16 protein-coding genes are annotated in these 17,460 nt (G+C 56.8%); 5 read left to right on the top strand and 11 right to left on the bottom strand.

Annotated elements, in window-relative coordinates; all coding sequences use genetic code 11:
- Positions 1-2 precede the first annotated feature (2 nt).
- Together VN577_06835 and VN577_06830 are read right to left on the bottom strand one after the other, a co-directional pair.
- The gene (locus VN577_06835; protein HWR14525.1) at positions 3-920 is read right to left on the bottom strand and encodes a TerC family protein; all 918 of its coding nucleotides are present in this window, start codon (positions 918-920) and stop codon (positions 3-5) included.
- 6 nt (positions 921-926) lie between these two features.
- On the bottom strand, positions 927-2,393 hold the full coding sequence (locus VN577_06830) for a M20/M25/M40 family metallo-hydrolase (protein ID HWR14524.1): 1,467 nt from the start codon (positions 2,391-2,393) through the stop codon (positions 927-929).
- Between the two features lie 99 nt (positions 2,394-2,492).
- Here VN577_06830 and VN577_06825 point away from each other — a divergent pair, with 99 nt between their 5' ends.
- Positions 2,493-3,320: a DUF2231 domain-containing protein gene (locus VN577_06825; protein ID HWR14523.1), complete on the top strand. Its 828-nt coding sequence runs from the start codon at positions 2,493-2,495 to the stop codon at positions 3,318-3,320.
- 9 nt (positions 3,321-3,329) lie between these two features.
- Here the strand turns inward: VN577_06825 and VN577_06820 are convergent, their stop codons facing one another.
- The 3 genes from VN577_06820 to VN577_06810 form a co-directional block, all read right to left on the bottom strand.
- Complete coding sequence (locus VN577_06820; GenBank protein HWR14522.1) at positions 3,330-4,232, bottom strand: M28 family peptidase; 903 nt, start codon at positions 4,230-4,232, stop codon at positions 3,330-3,332.
- A gap of 98 nt (positions 4,233-4,330) precedes the next feature.
- Positions 4,331-5,137 carry a twin-arginine translocase subunit TatC gene (gene tatC / locus VN577_06815; protein HWR14521.1) on the bottom strand — a complete coding sequence of 269 codons (807 nt, stop codon included), beginning with the start codon at positions 5,135-5,137 and terminating at the stop codon, positions 4,331-4,333.
- Positions 5,130-5,516 (bottom strand): twin-arginine translocase TatA/TatE family subunit, encoded by a 387-nt coding sequence (locus VN577_06810; GenBank protein ID HWR14520.1) that lies wholly within the window; start codon positions 5,514-5,516, stop codon positions 5,130-5,132. Before VN577_06810 ends, tatC begins: the two co-directional genes overlap by 8 nt.
- Positions 5,517-5,731: 215 nt before the next feature.
- Between VN577_06810 and VN577_06805 the strand changes: the two genes are divergently transcribed.
- On the top strand, positions 5,732-7,351 hold the full coding sequence (locus VN577_06805) for a S41 family peptidase (protein ID HWR14519.1): 1,620 nt from the start codon (positions 5,732-5,734) through the stop codon (positions 7,349-7,351).
- A 40-nt stretch (positions 7,352-7,391) separates the two neighbouring features.
- On the opposite strand, the gene VN577_06800 is transcribed toward VN577_06805, so the two are convergent.
- The 6 genes from VN577_06800 to aroF all read right to left on the bottom strand — a co-directional run bounded on the left by VN577_06800 (position 7,392) and on the right by aroF (position 13,947).
- Complete coding sequence (locus VN577_06800) at positions 7,392-7,604, bottom strand: hypothetical protein (GenBank protein HWR14518.1); 213 nt, start codon at positions 7,602-7,604, stop codon at positions 7,392-7,394.
- 64 nt (positions 7,605-7,668) lie between these two features.
- Positions 7,669-8,121, bottom strand: coding sequence for a chemotaxis protein CheX (locus tag VN577_06795; protein HWR14517.1), 453 nt, complete (start codon positions 8,119-8,121; stop codon positions 7,669-7,671).
- Between the two features lie 3 nt (positions 8,122-8,124).
- Positions 8,125-8,952 carry a protein-glutamate O-methyltransferase CheR gene (locus tag VN577_06790; protein ID HWR14516.1) on the bottom strand — a complete coding sequence of 276 codons (828 nt, stop codon included), beginning with the start codon at positions 8,950-8,952 and terminating at the stop codon, positions 8,125-8,127.
- A 2-nt stretch (positions 8,953-8,954) separates the two neighbouring features.
- Entirely contained in the window at positions 8,955-10,040 is a 1,086-nt protein-coding gene (locus VN577_06785) for a chemotaxis response regulator protein-glutamate methylesterase (protein HWR14515.1), read from the bottom strand.
- 136 nt (positions 10,041-10,176) lie between these two features.
- On the bottom strand, positions 10,177-12,804 hold the full coding sequence (locus VN577_06780; GenBank protein HWR14514.1) for a methyl-accepting chemotaxis protein: 2,628 nt from the start codon (positions 12,802-12,804) through the stop codon (positions 10,177-10,179).
- Between the two features lie 105 nt (positions 12,805-12,909).
- Positions 12,910-13,947 carry a 3-deoxy-7-phosphoheptulonate synthase gene (gene aroF / locus VN577_06775; protein HWR14513.1) on the bottom strand — a complete coding sequence of 346 codons (1,038 nt, stop codon included), beginning with the start codon at positions 13,945-13,947 and terminating at the stop codon, positions 12,910-12,912.
- Positions 13,948-14,145: 198 nt separating this feature from the next.
- On the opposite strand from aroF, the gene VN577_06770 reads away from it, so the two are divergent.
- From VN577_06770 to VN577_06760, 3 genes are all read left to right on the top strand, one after another.
- Entirely contained in the window at positions 14,146-14,550 is a 405-nt protein-coding gene (locus VN577_06770; GenBank protein ID HWR14512.1) for a ferredoxin family protein, read from the top strand.
- Between the two features lie 162 nt (positions 14,551-14,712).
- The gene (locus VN577_06765) at positions 14,713-16,941 is read left to right on the top strand and encodes a chemotaxis protein CheW (GenBank protein ID HWR14511.1); all 2,229 of its coding nucleotides are present in this window, start codon (positions 14,713-14,715) and stop codon (positions 16,939-16,941) included.
- Entirely contained in the window at positions 16,938-17,363 is a 426-nt protein-coding gene (locus VN577_06760) for a chemotaxis protein CheW (protein HWR14510.1), read from the top strand. The genes VN577_06765 and VN577_06760 overlap by 4 nt, the downstream gene beginning before the upstream one ends.
- Positions 17,364-17,460 lie beyond the last annotated feature (97 nt).

Here is a 17,460-nt window from a genome sequence, read left to right as displayed (position 1 = left end):
CGTCAGGCCTCTTGCTCCCGCTTCGGCCAGATCAGGCTTGCGCCCACCGAAAGCGCCAAAACACCGCCCACCACGCCCAACGCAATCCCAGTGTGAAGGTGCACGTAATTCGACAGAAGCATCTTCACCCCGATGAAGCTCAGGATGACCGCCAAGCCGTAATGCAGGTAATGGAAGAGATCCATCATCCCGGAAAGCGCGAAATAGAGAGACCGCAAGCCGAGAATCGCAAACACGTTTGAGGTGTACACGATGAACGGGTCGCGCGTAATCGCCAGGATGGCAGGAATCGAATCCGCTGCAAAGACCACATCGGTCGTCTCAATCACAATCAGCACCAGGAACAGCGGTGTGGCGTAAATGCCTCGGTGCCGAACAAAGAATTTATCCTGTTCGTAGTCTCTTGTGACCGGGAAGAACTTTCGAAACGCCTTCAGCACAGGATTGTTTTCAGGCTTCACGTCGGAGCCCGTGCCCCGGAACAGCTTGAAGCCGGTGTAAACCAGGAATGCGCCAAAGATGTAGATGATCCAGTGAAACCGGTTAATAAGCGCAACGCCGGCCCAGATGAAGATAAAGCGCATTACCAGCGCACCGATGATTCCCCAAAACAACACCTTGTGCTGGTATTGGCTCGGTACCTTGAAATACTTGAAAATCAGAAGGAAAACAAAAAGATTGTCGACGCTGAGCGATTCTTCAATCAGGTATCCGGTAATAAAGTCGAGGGAAACAGCACGACCGCGCCAGTAATAAACGATGCCTGCAAAGATCGCGGCCAGGCTTATCCAGAATGCACTCCAAACCAGCGCTTCCTTGAACTTGATGGTGTGGCTCTTGCGATGAAAGACCGTCAGGTCTAACACGAGCATCATGACTACGAATGCATTAAAGCCAATCCAGAAATAGAGATTTTCCAATCGTCCTTACCTATTCCGTCCCCTTGAACCCTTTTCCCACTCGTCCCAACCTCCGAGCGCGCGCATCTGATCTTCCAGCCCTGTGCGCTTCATTAATTCGCCGATCTGTTCTCGCGTCTGTCGTGCTCCAATTCGATCAGGTGCATTCGCGATGGCAAACGTCGTCCATGCGGCAATTGCAGCGTGCTTCTTTAGCTGATCGATATCGACTTTGTCGAATGTATCTGAAACCGCGTGATAGTTGACGAGATAATTGCCGGTTTCCTGGTTTGCAACCAACGTCGGTACGCCTTCCAGCAGGAAGTCGAAGTTGTCAGTGCCCCAGGATGCATCTTCCGTCAAAGTTGTCGCTCCCAAAGAGTTCAGCGGTGCGACCATCGGGGTGACCACCGGCTTCACATCCGATCGCCCGCCCAGCGAGAATCCTGTGACCTTTCCGATTCCTGAATCAAAGATTATCACCGCGGCAATCTTGTCCAACTCGGCACGATGTTGAGCGACATATGCTCTCGATCCCAGCATGCCCTGCTCTTCGCCGGAGAAGAGGATGAACCGAATGGTTCGCCGGGGCTTTGCGCCAGACTGCTTGATTGCTCGCAAGGCGTCCACGACCAGAGCGGAGTTGCAGCCGTCGTCGAGTGCTCCTGTGCCGAGGTCCCATGAATCCAGATGAGCTCCAAGGATGACGTATTCGTCCGGCAGTTCGCTTCCACGGATCTCCGCCACAACGTTTGCCGTTTTTGCTGGACCACCGACCTTGTTGGGCATCACCAGTCTTGCCTGGAGCTTTTCGCCCGACTGCTGGAGTCGCGCGATGCGCTCCCCGTCTTCCCGCGCGACGGTCAATATGGGGAGCACGTCAACACGTCCGTCAAATGAATGCGAGTGGCGATATAGAACTGCGTGCTCGCGCGATGCCAGAAACGCCACCACCGCAGCTTTTCCCTTGACCGCACGATCAATGATCCCCGGCGCATTCATGTACTCGGCGAACAAGTCGTCCCACGTCTTCAGCATATCGGTGTTCGCCACCACGATGGCGCCTGCAACGCTGCCGGCTTTCGCAAAATCTTCAACGCCGCCGTTGCCCACAAAAACGACTCTTGCATTCAGCGGCGTCGGAATTGCCGGTGACCACGCGAAAGAAACGGCTTTCACCTTGAATTGGACCGGAGCCACGATTTGAAAATTCGTCTCGCCTTCCGACCAACTCTGCGGGATCGTGAACGGCTCCTCGACTACGCTATCAGCACCTGCTTCTTTGAAAGCGGCTACGCCCCACTGCACCGCCTTGTCCATGGCCGGCGTTCCCGGCACGCGCCCACCGATCTCGTCCGTCAGCGTTCTCAGCTGTTTCTCAATCGCAGACGGCTTCAGAGCTCCATCGATGATTGCCTGCGAAGCATCCTGCCCGAGCGCAGACACACCCCATAACAGAAACAGCATCACAGCAAGAAGCACTCTGGTTTTCATGGTGCACGGCATTAGAAACGAAAACTCCCGCTTCGCCAAGCCGTAACAAGCCATCCCCTCCCCACGTTGCGGCAATCACACTCCTTGAGGAGCTTCCCCATGCGTTCTCGCGCCAGCATCAAGTCGCACCCTCTCCATCCCATGCTTGTCGCATTTCCGATCGGACTTCTGGTCACCAGCTTTGTCTTTGACCTGATCTCCGTCTGGAGGGACTTCCCTTCTCTTTGGAGTGCCGCGTGGTATTGCGTCATTGCCGGACTAATCGGCGCCGTGCTCGCGGCGGTACCGGGCGCTATCGACCTTTTCGCAGTGGTCCCACCCAATTCCAGCGGGCGTCGTCGTGGATACAAGCACGCCATTCTGAACCTGCTGGTGATCATCGCCTTTGTCGCCGTGGCCGCATATCGCGGATCGCCTGACGTGCGTCCGAACGCGACATCGCTGCTGCTTTCCGCGATCGGCGTAGTACTGATTGGCATCTCCGGTTGGCTCGGAGCCACGCTCGTGTACCGCAACCAGATCGCAGTCGACCATCGTTATGCCAACGCTTCGAAGCAAAGAGTGGTCGAACTGAACGACTGGAACCAGCCCGTCTGCAAAAGTTCCGACCTGGTGCAAGGACAGATCATGCTGGCTGAAATCCAGGGCTCAAGAGTTGCAGTAGGACGTTGCGCGGAAGGTATTGTTGCGTTCCATGATCACTGCACACACAGGGGCGGCCCGCTCTCGGACGGCGCACTGATCGGGTGTACGGTCCAGTGTCCGTGGCATGGATCGCAATTCGATGTGCACTCTGGTCGTGTCGTGAACGGCCCTGCCGAAGAACGTATTCTCACCTACGACATCGTCCAGCGGGGCGATGACGTGTTTGTTTATCCTCGCAGGGAAGAAAGACGGAATGTTGAGGGTGACGAGCGCGCCGCGTAGGGGCTCGGTCTACTTTTGATCGAGAAGGTGAATGGTCTGGAGTACGGTGTTGCCTACAATCTCCAGGCTCCTGGGGCTCACCTTGTCGATGGTGTCCTTGGGCGTGTGATGGTAGCTGTTGTTTGGCCCGTAATCGAGATCAATCAGGTCAACACTGGGTACGCCCATCTGTACAAACGGAAGATGATCGTCTTCGACCGCAATCGACCTGCCATAAAAATACGATTGGTAGCCGAGTTTGCTGGCCGCGCTGTACACCAGGTCCTGCAACCACGATGTTGAATTCTGTTCCTTCTCGATGTTCAGGTCGGCGTCACCGATCATGTCGACGAGCAGAAAACCCTTGATCTTGGGCAGCAGTCCAGACTGCCGCCATTTCTGCGCCAGGTGCCGGCTGCCATAAACGCTGTCGGTTGCGGACCATTCGCGAACCGCCTCTTCGCCATCGAACCACACCAGCCACACGGAGTAACCTTCGCGCTTCTTGCCGCGAAGCTGGGCCGCTAATTCCAGCAGTAGGCCGGTGCTCGAACCGCCATCGTTAGCGCCGACATAACGCTTGAGCCCGTAGTTTGTGTCGTAGTGCCCACCCACGACGATGATGCCTTCTCTTGTTCCCGGATACTTCGCGATGAAGTTCCGCATCTCGAACTCACCGGCAGGAGTCTTCGCCTTGAAGACGTCTTCCTCAACGGTGTCGCCTTTCAACTGCTTCCGGATGTAAGCCTCGACTGCCTTGTGACCGGCGCTCCCGATGGGTCTGGGGCCAATTGCCGTTACTTCGCGCGTGAACTGCATGGCCCGCGATGCATTCACTTTGGGCGCAGAAGCAGCAGCCTTTTTCGCCGGTTGCGCAAGCAAAACTACGCTCACCAACAGCACGAACACCGGTAATAGTGCGGTTCTCTTCACGGTCTAAGTGTAAATGTAAACACCTGAACAACGAAAAAGCCGCGCCTCGAGCGCGGTCTTCACCATGAGCGCCGAGTTTCTCGGCATGCACAAGGTGACTAGGATTCGGACTCGGCCTTTGCTCTGCGACGACGCGGATGCACCATCCATGCCACGCCGATACTGATCAGGTACAGCAAAATCATCGGTGCTGCGAACACGCACATGTTCATGATGTCCGTCGTGGGCGTCAGTATGGCAGCAACGACGAAGATAGCCAGAATCGAATAGCGGAAGTTTCGCCACATCCAACCGGGGCTGACAATCCCGATGAGAGCCAGGAAAAACACCAGGATCGGCATCTCGAAAACAACGCCCAACCCGATGATGATCGTCAGAAACAGGTCGGTGTATTCGCCGATGGTGATCATCGGCTGGAACTGCTTTCCGTAATTGATAAGAAAGTCGAGGGCCGCGGGATAAACGACCTTGTACCCGAAAAACCCGCCTCCTAGGAACAGCCCCACACTCAGGACCATGAATGGAAGCACGTAGCGTTTCTCGCGCTTATAAAGCCCTGGAGCTACAAAAGCCCACAGTTGGTAAAGCACGAACGGAGACGCCACGAACAGCGCCGCAATCAGACCGATCTTCATGTACATATTGAAGGGTTCGGTCGGATTCAGATAAACGAGCTTCTGTTCGAGATGGTTCCGCTGGAGCGCCTGCATGATCGGCTCCTGCATATAGCCGTAGATCTTTTCGGCAAAGTTCCAGCAAACAAAGAACGCAATCGCGACAGCGATTATCGACCAGATGATTCGTTTACGAAGCTCCTCGAGATGCTCGAGAAAGCTCATTGCCGACATCTTTTCCTGGAATGCTTCCCGTGCCGCGGCGGCCGCGGATTCGACGCTGCTAGGCATTGGGTCCCTTGAGTTCCTCTGGCTTCACAGTTTCTGGGTCCACAAGTTCCGAACCCGGTTCGTAGCCCGAAGTCTTGGGACGGAATTCCAAGCCGAAGGTCGTCGGGTAGATTTCACCTTCACTCGGGGGTGTGGGTTGGGGTTCGCCTTCCGAGGAGGTCTTGGTATCAGGAGCCGCTTTGGCCAGCCGTTCCCGGGTAGCCTCCGCCTCGATCTGTCTCATCTCGGCTTCCAGTTGCCACTTGAACTCATTACTGGCTCGCCTGAACTCGGCCATGAACTTTCCTATCTGGCGACCGATTTCCGGCAACTTCTTCGGCCCAAAGATGATAAGGGCCAGGACGAAAATGAACGCCATTTCTGTAAAGCCGAGATTCATATTGTGATAACCATCTTAAATTCGGTGATGGCCATACGGCAATCGCACTAACCACCTAAGTTTTCAAACGTCTGAAGCTTAGCAGCCCCGTCCTGCATCTGACACTTGAGCAGGTATTTCGCGGCTAAAAGTGCCGAAAATACCATGCTATACTGCCACTTAGGTAGCAGGGTGAGGCAGTCGCAAGTCAGTCTTACCCGAGGGATTCAAATCCGATGGTTCGTAGTTCTCGCCGCTCGCTTTTCCTTGTCACTTTTATCATCCTTTTGTGCGGAGCGCTCGGCGCCCTTTTCGGGCAGCGCGTCAGTTCAAATGCCGCGTCGGGTGATACCGAGATTCGTGACAGCCTCCGTACGTTCTCTCAGGTTTATGACCTCGTCGAGCAGAACTACGCGGAACCCGTCAGCGCCGACAAGGCCATCTACAACGGGGCGATCCCCGGGATGTTGCATGTTCTCGACCCGCACTCGAACTTCTTTGACCCGAAGTCATACTCGTTGCTGCGCGAAGAGCAGCGCGGTAAATACTACGGCGTCGGCATGCAGGTCGGTCCCCGCAACAATAAGGTCATCGTAATTGCTCCCTTTGCCGGGACACCGGCCTTCCGGGCCGGCATCCACCCGGGCGACGTGATCATCGCCGTCGACGGTAAGCCGACCGACAACCTGACCACCCAGGATGTCGCCGAAATGCTGAAAGGGCCCAAGGGCACCACGGTCCGTATCACCGTGCTGCGCGAAGGCACCGCAAAGCCCCTTGATTTCACTGTGACGCGCGACGAAATTCCGCGCTACTCCGTGGACCTGAAGTTCCAGATTCGCCCCGGTATCGGCTACATCCATATCTCCGGCTTCCAGGAAACCACCGAACGCGAAGTGCAGGCCGCCCTCGACGAAATGGGTGACCTGAAAGGTCTGGTACTGGATCTGCGTCAGAATCCGGGCGGATTGCTCAGCGAAGGCGTTGGCGTTGCCGACAAGTTCCTGAAGAAGGGTGCCGTCATCGTCTCGCACCACGGGCGCTCTTCACCTGAAAAGGTTTACCGTGCACCCCGTGGAAACGGCGGGCGCGACTACCCGATCGTTGTGCTTGTAAACCGTGGCACGGCATCGGCAGCTGAAATTGTCGCCGGCGCAATTCAGGACCACGATCGCGGCCTCATCATCGGCGAAACCACATTCGGAAAGGGCCTCGTTCAGACCGTGTATCCGCTGTCTGAGAACACCGGTCTGGCTCTGACTACCGCGAAGTACTACACGCCCAGCAACCGCTTGATCCAGCGTGAGTACACAGGCGTCTCGCTCTACGACTACTACTACAACCGCGAAGGTTCAGAGAACGACAAGAACAACCAGAACCGTGAGGTGCGCACCACCGATAGCGGACGCACCGTTTACGGTGGCGGTGGTATCACGCCCGACGTAAAGGTGCCCACGCCCAAACAGAATGCGTTCCAGGATCGCTTGATCCAGAAGTACGCATTCTTCAATTTCGCGAAACGGTACATCATCAACCACCAGGTCCAGAAGAACTTCGTGGTTGACGACAATGTCATGCAGGAATTCCGAAAGTTCCTGACCGAAGAAAAGGTTCCCTTCACGGAACAGGAAATCAGCGAGATCAACGATTGGCTCCGTTCGAATATCAAGAGCGAGATTTTCGTTGACGCCTACGGCCAGGAAGAGGGACTCAAGATTCGTGCGGAAGCCGACCCGCTTGTTCAGAAGGCACTGGAACTCATGCCGGAAGCCAAGCAGTTGGCCGAGAATGCCCGCCGGATCATCGCCGAAAAGAATGGTGCCCGCGCGGCAGCTATTGGCACAAGCAACCGGTAATCGCAACAATCTCAATGGCCCACGCTTCGGCGTGGGCTGTTTACTTTCTGCCGCCGATCGCCATCAGCGCCAAGCCTCCCACCAGCATCACGATACTGACCGCAGTCGGGACTTTCTGGTCATTGCGCGTGGTAACTCCCACCGATGCGTCTCCGACAGTGATGCCGTGCCGCTCCTGACGCGGAATCGCGAAAAAGAACGACGCAATCCCAAGCACAAGGACTACCAATCCAACCCAAAACAAAGGTTTCATCAACACGCTCCAAGTTGCCCTGACTTGGATGCATTCAGAGTTCCTCGCGTCGCTTTCTCGCGATTCAGTTTCGGCCGTCTCGCCTTTGAAGAACTGTGATCGACAACGGTTCCCCGCCGCACTGGAACGTCGATTCCAGGAGCAGTGTCCCTTGTGGAACCGACAAGTGATAATCCGTGCCGTCAGCCACGGACGGCAACGAAAGCTGGCATGGCTCTGGCAGAAGTGGCTTCACACTTCCGGCGCTCATGTTCGCCAGTTCCCCCATGGCATCGCGCATCTGCTCAATGGCAATTTCCCCCGGATCAACAGCAAGAAACCTTGCTGTTGCCAACCGCGCTAGTTCGAGCGAACAGTGCACCAGCACAGCACCCTGCCATGCGCCGCTGATGTGTACACATGCTCCAATTCCGTTCGTCTTGACCGCCGGACGGGACGCGCCCTCCAACTCCATCTGCAACATGCCGGTCCAGATCTCCGCCGCCATCCGTGAGATGTCCTTCTGCTCTATTGCCATCTGTCAGCCTTGCGAGGTCGGCCGGTAATAGGCCGTAGATTCGAACTGCACTCTTTCGAAACTACTATCCAGGTTCAGCGTAGTTTCCGCACTGCCCATCAACATGAAGCCATCCGGCATCATCTGCCTCCTCACCCGCCCGAGGATGTCCTGCTTCGTTGGCACGTCGAAATAGATCAGCACGTTCCGGATCAGCACGACGTCCACCACTGGCATGAGTGCCCACGGTTCCGACAAATTCAAATCGCGAAATTCCACTTGGCTCTTGATCTCATCCGCGATCAGCCAATCCAGGCCGTCTTGCCGAAAGTAACGCTTCAGGAGCGGGATCGGCAGTCCGCGGTTCACTTCCAGTTGGGAATACCGCCCGCGCTGTGCCCTTTCCAGAACCGCATGGGACACATCTGTCGCCACCACCTGAACCTTCCAGCCAGTCAGTTCGGGGAAGTCCGTTCGCAGCATCATCACCACGCTGTACGGCTCCTGCCCACTCGAGCACGCCGCAGACCAAATCCTCAACGTCCTTTCCGCCGCTCGCTTCACCATCAACTCTGGAATGATTGCCTTCCGAAGCGCTTCAAACGGCACCACATCCCGGAAGAACCAGGTCTCGTTATTCGTCATCGCATTCACTACACGGCGATGCAGGCTGCTGAAGTTGCTTTCACGGAGTACAAAGAACAGGTCGTCTACCGATCCAAACCCTTCGTCATACACCAACGACGCCAGCCTCGATTCGGCGATGTATTCCTTCCCCTCATCAAGCACGATGGCCGTATGCGTTCGCATCAGTTTGCGCAGGTAGTCGAAATGAACTGTACTGATCCCCATGGTTAAGCTCCCAGCCGATGAGTGAATGCCTGCCTTCCGGCCGCGACTCGTTTTGTGATCTCCTGCGCGACATTCGCCAGCGGAACCACTCGGTCCGCTAAACCTGCCTGCACCACGAACCCGGGCATGCCCCAGACCACCGAACTTTCTTCGTCCTGCGCCACTACAAATGCACCCGCCGACTTCAGTTCCTCCGTGCCTCGCAACCCATCCTGGCCCATTCCGGTAAGGATCACTGCCAGCGCCCTGTTCCCGTATACGCGCGCAACCGTGCGAAACAGGACGTCCACCGACGGTCGACACGAATTCTCACGGGGTGACTGATTCGTCCGAAGATGGACTTTCGTGCCGTTGGCCTGCACTGCGACGTGAAAATCTCCCGGAGCGATCCAGATTTCGCCCGCCTCCAATACCTGATCGGCTTCCGCTTCCCTGACCTCGAGCGCACAACTCGCATTCAATCGTTCCGCCAGAAATCGCGTAAACGTAGGAGGCATGTGCTGCACAATGATCACCGGAACTGGAAGATCTTCGGCGAGTTTCGGAAGCACCTCCGCGAGCGCATTGGGGCCTCCTGTCGAACATCCGATAGCCACCACTTCGATCGGCCCGGAGCGAACTGTCGACCGACCCACTGTGCACGATTTCTTTTCGAGCAGATCCGCAACAATCGCTTCCTTATACCCGCACAGCGCCTTGATCTTCGGTGTCAGGTCTTCGCGAATACGCTGCAGGCCCGCCGTGATCCCGTCCACATTCGCTGGCTTCGCGACGTAATCTCTTGCACCCAGCGCCAGCGCATCCAGTGTCGCCACTGCGCCTCTTTGCGTAAGTGTGCTGAACATTACCACCGGAAGGGCCGGCTGCCTGACCCGCAACTGGCGTAGCACGTCGAGACCGTCCATCTCCGGCATCTCGATGTCGAGCGTCACCAGGTCCGGCGATAGCTGCTCCACCATCGAGAGCCCGATTTTTCCGTTCGCCGCGACTCCCACCACCTCGATGAGCGGATCCTCCGACAACGCTTCCCGCAGCATCCGCCGGATCACCACCGAGTCATCCACCACCAGCACTCGTATTCGTTTCATACGTCCTTCGGACTATCGGTATTTCCAAGACACGATGATCCCTGCCATCGTTCTCGCTATTTACTTCGACTTATTTGGGCGGAGTCTTTAGAAAACAAAAGCGGCCAGTGATCTCGGCCGCCCTTGTTGCAGGTCATTAGTGGATTGCTTCGGCAAATGCCCCTTCGCGCTCGGAAGCGACGTACTTTCCGTTCGCCCTGGTTTTGGCTGCGACGGGCCTGGCAGTTGCCGTCGCCTTCTGCTCGTCGTATTTGAATTGCGACACCAGTTCCTGAAGTTCCGCTGCCATTCGCTCCAGGGATTGCGCGGACTTCTGCGTATCCACCGCGCCCGCCGTCGTACTCCTTGCCGCTTCCGCTACTCCGCTGATGTTCTTCGTGATATCGACCGCACCCTTGGCAGCTTCCGCCAGATTGCGACTGATCTCATTGGTCGTCGCGCTCTGCTCTTCCACTGCGCTCGCAATCGTGTTCTGGATGTCGTTGATCTGGTGGATCACTCCGCCGATCTGCCCGATTGCGGCCACCGCTCCCTTCGTGTCGGTCTGGATCGCTTCGATCTTCCGGCTGATGTCTTCGGTCGCCTTCGCAGTTTCCTTCGCCAGCTCCTTCACTTCATTGGCGACAACCGCAAATCCCTTGCCTGCCTCTCCGGCCCGGGCCGCCTCGATCGTCGCATTCAGTGCCAGCAGGTTCGTTTGCTGCGCAATGGATGTGATCACCTTGATGACCTGTCCTATCTCCGCGCTCGACTGCCCCAGTTTTTCGATCGTCTCATTGGTTGCTTCGGCGGTCTTCACCGCGGAGATCGCGACCTTTGTCGCCTCGGCCGTGTTCTTGGCGATCTCCTTGATGCTTGCGCCCATCTCATCCGCGCCGGTAGCCACCGTCTGAACGTTCTTGCTGACCTGATCCGAAGCCGCCGAAACTACGTTCGCCTGCGCCGCCGTTTCGTCCGCGCTCGAACTCATTTGATGACTAACCTTGTTCAGTTCCTCTGCCGACATCACCAGTGCCGAAGTACTGCGCCCGATCTGCTGCATCGCCTGGCGCACCTGGATGGACACAGTATTGATCGCATGCTTCAGGTTGTTGAACTCGCCCTTGTATGGTTTTTCGACTTCGGCAGTAAGATCACCGGCCGCGATCTTTTCCAGAACCTGGGAAGCGTCACGAAGCGGGTGCACGATCGCTTCCAGCAAACCGTTGATTCCATCAATTAATTTAGCGTTCCCACCGGTGAACTTCCTGGCATCCGCACGCGCGTCGAGATTGCCTTCCAGTGCCGCCGATAGCAGATAGTTCATTTCTTCGCCGCGGGTCTTCACTGTGCACGTCACCGCGTTCACGCTCTCCTTCAGACGTTTGTATTCGCCCTGGTAGTCCCTCGTTATCGGCTCAGGGTTTTCTCCTTGCGCCAGTCGATCAAGCGAGTCGATGGCGATGTTTAGGGGTCCAACGATCGTGTTGAGGGTTTCGTTTACTCCGTCGACGATCTTGCGGAAGTCTCCGTGATGCTTCGTCGCGTCGGCGCGAGTATCCAATCTGCCTTCAATCGCTGCCCTCACAAGCATGTCCGCGTCTGCGATCAGCGCCTTCAGGTTCGCCCGCACCTGCTCGATCGTTTCGTTGATGAAGGCCTTCTTTCCGGGGAACTTCTCTAACGGCGCTTCGAAATTCCCGCGGCCGAACTCGCCGACGCAAGCCATCGCCTTTTTCTTCACCGCGATGTGGCCAGAAACCATGTCATTGATGCCTTGCGCCACTTTCCCGTAGTCACCTTCAAAATTGGCCGTATCAAGGAAGGAGTCAATCTCCCCTGCATCGTGTTGCTGGGCCATGTTCGCCATTTGTCGCATCAACTCATTCAGCACCTCGACGCATTTCTTCAGCGAATTCGCCAGCACGTCGCGGTCGGATTTGGGTTCTACCACCACCGACAAGTCACCCCCCGCAATCTTCTGCGCAGCCACTGAGCGATCGCGTATTGTCTCTCCCATTGCTTTGAATGACCTCGAGAGTTGTCCCACTTCGCTACGGTCTTCGGCTGGCAATTCCAGATCGACCACACCGGTTGCCAGTTGATCGGCGGCTTCTCCCAACTTCCTTACCGGACGTGAAATCACGCGCGAAATGACAAATCCCAAGCTCAATGCGATCAGCACTCCGACACCGATAAATGTAAGAATCGTTGTTTGTGCTCGTGCCGCTGTCCGCTCGTTGGCCTCATTGTTGTCTGCGGCCAGTTGCGAATTGATCTCGGCCAGTTGGTCCAGTGATTCCGCCGCTTCTCTGGCAGCATCGCCCGCAACGCCATGAAGGATCTCCACCGCTGCCTGGTCCTGCATCTTCACGGCAACAGTTTCAATCGACTCCGCTTGCTTGCGGAAATTGCGCAGCGCTGCTTCTGAACTCGGCAGTAGCTTCTGCTCCGGTTCCGACAATTCGGCTTTCTTGTACTCGGCCATGTAGTTGTCGGCCTGGTCCAGTGCTTCAACGACTTGGGCGAACTTCTTCTGCCGTTCGGCCGGAGAACTGGTGAGCAAGGAATCACGGATTGCTATGCGTGCCGACAGGAATGCGTGATTGGCTTTCAGCAATTCACGCATGGATATCAGATGATTCTTGTGTACGTCGCTGGAAACCGCTGCCATCTTTGCGGAAGTCGACAGCCCCATCCATCCGATGACTGCCGCAATTGCCGCAACAATCACGAACGAGCCCAACAGCTTCGTTGAAATTTTCAGGTTCGCAAACCACGTCATTTCTGCAATCTCCTCGCGTGCCGTCCGCTCGGACGGAACCGCAGAAGAAACAATGCAGATATGTGTCCAGACGCGATGAGGAAGATTTAATGGTTGCCGACTTCCCTAATCCGCCGCCTTCGATTGCTCCTTCCGTGCCGAAACCCGGCGGGCCGGCTCGTCGAGTTCATCCATCATTTCCGCAAACGCCTCCAGCGTCAGCGATTGCGGCCCATCCGACCATGCCCGTTCCGGACACGGATGCACTTCCACGATCAACCCGTCTGCCCCGCACGCAATCGCCGCGCGCGACATCGGCGGAATCAGCACCGGCTTCCCTGTTCCATGAGACGGGTCCGCCACCACCGGCAGGTGCGATAATTCTTTCGCCAATGCAACCGCAGCCAGGTCCAGCGTGTTTCGTGTTTCGGTTTCGAATGTTTTGATTCCCCGCTCACAAAGCACCACGTTTGGATTCCCGCCACTCAGCAGGTACTCCGCCGCGAGCAGCCATTCCTTCACCGTCGCCGATGGCCCCCGCTTCAACAGCACCGGCTTGTTCGCAGTCGACACTCGCCGTAGCAGCGCGAAATTCTGCATGTTTCGCGCGCCAATCTGCAGCATGTCGACGTATTCGCAGATCAGGTCCACATCCTCGGTGCTCATCGCCTCCGTGACCACCGGCAACCCGGTTTCTTCGCGCGCCTCTGCCAGCAACTTGAGCGCTTCTTCTCCAAGCCCCTGGAATTCGTAGGGAGAAGTCCGGGGCTTATAAGCGCCACCCCGCAACATCGAAGCACCCGCCTGCTTGACCGCCCGGGCAGTGGTAAGGATCTGCTCGCGCGACTCCACCGAGCACGGTCCGGCTACCACGACCACCTCGGGCCCGCCAATCGCGACATCTCCAACCCGTACCACCGTGCGAGAGGGCTTCGTTTGCCGGCTGACCAGTTTGTACGGCTGCGCGATGGGGACCACATCTTCCACTCCCGCCGCCGCCTGCAGGGCCTCGATCTCGTGCCGCCGTCCGCCGGCCCCAACTGCCGCGATAATCGTCTTTGTCTCGCCTCGGGTCACGTGCGGCTGGAATCCGGCCTCCCGGACACGCTCGATAACATGGTGAATCTCCTGCTCAGTGGCATTTACCGACATATTGACGATCATCGTTTTGGCTCCAAAAAGAAAAGCCGCGATTTCTATATCGCGGCTTTGGGAATCTGAATTGTGTGCTGATCTTTCTTCTATGACATCTCAGGACACGCTCCACCCGCGCCGCGCTCGCTGCGCCAGTAATAGGCGCAGGCGGCAAAGGTAAAGCCCGTAAATCGCTGAATCCGTGTCACAGGTGAATGTGAGAGTAGCGTGGAACGCCCAAGAAAGTCAAACTTTCAAGCCAATGTAAAAGGGTCACGCGCTCTCGTGACGCACATCACAGTTCCTTTGGACAAGGCGGCGGTAGGGTTATTGCAGACGACGGGCGAAACCGCCGAACTGATTGGGAGAGAGAGCGCAATCATGGCATACGTAATCACTGATTCCTGTACCAAAGACGAACTCTGCGTCGAGTCCTGTCCAACGGATTGTATCCATCCGAAAAAAGACGAACCGCAGTTTGAGACCGTGCCACAGCTTTATGTGGACGCGGAAAACTGCATCGACTGCGGCGCCTGCGTCGGCGTCTGCCCGTCGAACGCGATCTTCCTGGTCGACGAACTTCCCGCCGGCTACGAAGCCTTCGTGGACAAGAACAAGGCCTTCTACAACTAAGCTTGCCCAGCCGGTAGGAATGTCCTCCTCCACGGCTTCAAACGCAGCGCCAACCGGTTCACCTCCCCCCGCCGGCGCGCTGCGTTTTTGATTTCCCTTCTAAAAATTCGTTAATCCTGCGCGGCTATTTCCCTGCTCGTGATCTTCGCGGAGCTTTGTCTCATGAGCGAAATGGACGAAATCATCAAAGAGTTTCTGGTCGAGAGCAACGACAACCTCGATCAGCTTGACCGCGATCTCGTGGAACTTGAAAAGGAACCCGACTCCAGCGAACTGCTCGCGCGTATCTTTCGGGCGATCCACACCGTCAAGGGAACCAGCGGCGTATTGGGATTCGGCAAGCTGGAATCCGTCGCTCACGTCGGCGAGAGCCTGCTCAGTCGAATGCGCGATGGCAAGCTTCGCCTGAACTCCAAAATCGCAACCGGTTTGTTGAAGATGGTCGATGCGTTGCGCGAGGTGCTGCAATCGATCGATTCCACGGGCGGCGAAGGTGATGGCGATTACAGCAGCGTGATCGCCCAACTGAAGCAGTTGCTGGAGAGTGCTTTGGAAGAACGCACGCCGCTCGGGCAAATCCTGGTGGAGAAGACCGAGCAGGCCGTGCAGGAAGCGCTCGCCGCGCAGCATGCCGGCGACGGCCGCAAGCTGGGGGAAATCCTCGTCGAGCGCGGCGCAGTTTCGCCCGACATCCTGAACGAAGCGCTGCGGCTGCAACAGTCCGAAGCCGGCAGTCACGTTTCCGGCAGCAGCATCCGCGTGGACGTGAATCTGCTCGACAAGCTGATGAACCTTGTGGGCGAGCTTGTGCTGGCGCGCAACCAGATCCTGCAGTTCACAGGCACGGAAACGGACTCGGCGTTCTTGGGCACAGCGCAGCGTCTGAACCTCATTACGACCGAACTTCAGGAAGGCGTGATGAAGACGCGCATGCAGCCGATCGGGAACGTCTGGAGCAAGTTCCCGCGCGTCGTGCGCGACCTCGCGGCGCAATTGGGCAAGCAGGTGCGCATCGAGATGGAAGGAACCGAAACGGAGCTCGACAAGACCATCATTGAAGCCATTAAGGATCCGCTGACGCACATCGTGCGCAACTCGGTCGATCATGGAATCGAAATGCCGGAGGAACGAAACGCGTCGGGAAAGTGCGAGGAAGGGCGTCTGACATTGCGGGCGTTCCACGAAGGCGGGCAGGTGAACATCGAGATCCACGATGATGGACGAGGCATTGACCTTGAGCGGTTGAAGCAGAAGGCGCTTGAGAGGGGACAGATTTCGGCCGAGCAAACGGCGCGCATGTCAGAACGCGAGGCGCTGAACCTGATCTTTCGGCCAGGGCTTTCGACTGCTCAGTCGGTCACCAACATTTCCGGTCGTGGCGTTGGAATGGACGTGGTGAAGACCAACATCGAGAAGATCGGCGGAACGGTCGATGTTCACACGGTCAAGGGCGAAGGCACGACGCTGAAGATCAAGATTCCGCTGACGCTGGCGATTATTCTGGCGTTGATTGCGACTAGCGGCTGCGAACGTTTTGCCATTCCTCAAGTGAGCTTACTCGAACTGGTCAGGCTGGAAGGCGAACAGGCCGAACAAGGGATTGAGCGGATTCATGGCGCGCCAGTTTATCGGCTGCGCGGAAATCTGTTGCCGCTGGTTTATCTGAACCAGCAATTAGAGCTTGGCAATTCTGCGCATGGCGATGCAGTGAATATCGTCGTGTTGCAGGCGGACGATCGGCAATTCGGGCTGGTTGTGGACGAGATCAACGACACGGAAGAGATCGTGGTGAAGCCTTTGGGCAAGCAGTTCAAGGGGCTATCGTGTTTCGCCGGAGCAACGATCATGGGCGATGGAAAAGTAGCGTTGATTCTCGATGTGCTGGGAATTGCGCAGATGTCGAGTGTTGTCACGGAAGTACGCGAACGCGCAGCGCTGGAAACGGAGCATCGAGCAACAGATTCAGCGGTTGGACGCGACGCGTGGCTTGTGTTCCAAGTTGGCAGAAGCAGGCGAATGGCGATTCCGCTTTCGGCTGTTTCGCGGCTGGAGGAATTTCCGGCGAAGATGATCGAGCCTTCGGGAAGCGATTGGGTCGTGCAATATCGAGGTCAGATCATGACGCTGATCGATATCGCACAAGAACTGGATGGAGAGAACGCGACCGAGAAGCAGCAGACATTGCAGGTGATCGTTTACTCGAAGCAAGGACGCAGCGTTGGATTGATCGTCGATCAGATCGTGGACATTGTCGAGGAGGCAGTCGCGATGGAGAGTGATGAGGTGAAGAGCGATCGTGTTGGTTCAGCGGTGATTCAAGGTCGCGTAACAGATTTGCTCAACGTGGAAGCGCTGATGAAGAACCCGAATTTACAGGAGGCGAGACGATGAGCGCGACGCAGCAGTTTTGCACATTTTTGCTCGACGGACTCTTTTTTGGAGTGGAAGTTGAAAAAGTTCAAGAGGTGATCCGCCACCAGGAGACGACGCGTGTTCCGCTGGCGAACCGGGCGGTGGGCGGGTTGATCAATCTGCGTGGGCAGATCGTGACGGCGCTTGACCTTCGACGGAGGCTGGAGTTGGCGGAACGGGATCGGGGCGTGGTTCCGATGAACGTGGTGGTTCGGTCGGACGATGGTGCGGTGAGTTTGCTGGTGGACGAGATCGGCGATGTGGTGGAGGTGCAGGAGAATGAATTCGAGCCTCCACCGGATACGTTACAGGGCATGGCGCGGGAGATGATCCGCGGGGCATACAAGCTCAAGACGCGGCTACTGCTGGTGCTGGACACCGAGAGGGCGATGAAAGTTTGAGGGGTACCCCCTCCCCCCCTGTTTTGCCTCATATAAGAAAACAAAGCAGTTACGCGTGCGTCGGGCTCCACATATATGATTCCAAAGGACTTATAAG

The organism is Terriglobales bacterium (genome assembly GCA_035561515.1).
In the GTDB taxonomy this organism is placed as follows: domain Bacteria; phylum Acidobacteriota; class Terriglobia; order Terriglobales; family Acidobacteriaceae; genus DATMXP01.
The sequence above is the reverse complement of the archived record's forward strand: the minus strand, read 5'-3'. Positions and strand labels throughout refer to the sequence as shown.

What these genes read in the sequence shown, in the direction of transcription:
- VN577_06830 (HWR14524.1), bottom strand. Translation starts at nt 2,393, where the DNA reads ATGAAAACCAGAGTGCTTCTTGCTGTGATGCTGTTTCTGTTATGGGGT.
- VN577_06825 (HWR14523.1), top strand. Translation starts at nt 2,493, where the DNA reads ATGCGTTCTCGCGCCAGCATCAAGTCGCACCCTCTCCATCCCATGCTT.
- tatC (HWR14521.1), bottom strand. Translation starts at nt 5,137, where the DNA reads ATGCCTAGCAGCGTCGAATCCGCGGCCGCCGCGGCACGGGAAGCATTC.
- VN577_06810 (HWR14520.1), bottom strand. Translation starts at nt 5,516, where the DNA reads ATGAATCTCGGCTTTACAGAAATGGCGTTCATTTTCGTCCTGGCCCTT.
- VN577_06805 (HWR14519.1), top strand. Translation starts at nt 5,732, where the DNA reads ATGGTTCGTAGTTCTCGCCGCTCGCTTTTCCTTGTCACTTTTATCATC.
- VN577_06800 (HWR14518.1), bottom strand. Translation starts at nt 7,604, where the DNA reads ATGAAACCTTTGTTTTGGGTTGGATTGGTAGTCCTTGTGCTTGGGATT.
- VN577_06795 (HWR14517.1), bottom strand. Translation starts at nt 8,121, where the DNA reads ATGGCAATAGAGCAGAAGGACATCTCACGGATGGCGGCGGAGATCTGG.
- VN577_06790 (HWR14516.1), bottom strand. Translation starts at nt 8,952, where the DNA reads ATGGGGATCAGTACAGTTCATTTCGACTACCTGCGCAAACTGATGCGA.
- VN577_06785 (HWR14515.1), bottom strand. Translation starts at nt 10,040, where the DNA reads ATGAAACGAATACGAGTGCTGGTGGTGGATGACTCGGTGGTGATCCGG.
- VN577_06780 (HWR14514.1), bottom strand. Translation starts at nt 12,804, where the DNA reads ATGACGTGGTTTGCGAACCTGAAAATTTCAACGAAGCTGTTGGGCTCG.
- aroF (HWR14513.1), bottom strand. Translation starts at nt 13,947, where the DNA reads ATGATCGTCAATATGTCGGTAAATGCCACTGAGCAGGAGATTCACCAT.
- VN577_06765 (HWR14511.1), top strand. Translation starts at nt 14,713, where the DNA reads ATGAGCGAAATGGACGAAATCATCAAAGAGTTTCTGGTCGAGAGCAAC.
- VN577_06760 (HWR14510.1), top strand. Translation starts at nt 16,938, where the DNA reads ATGAGCGCGACGCAGCAGTTTTGCACATTTTTGCTCGACGGACTCTTT.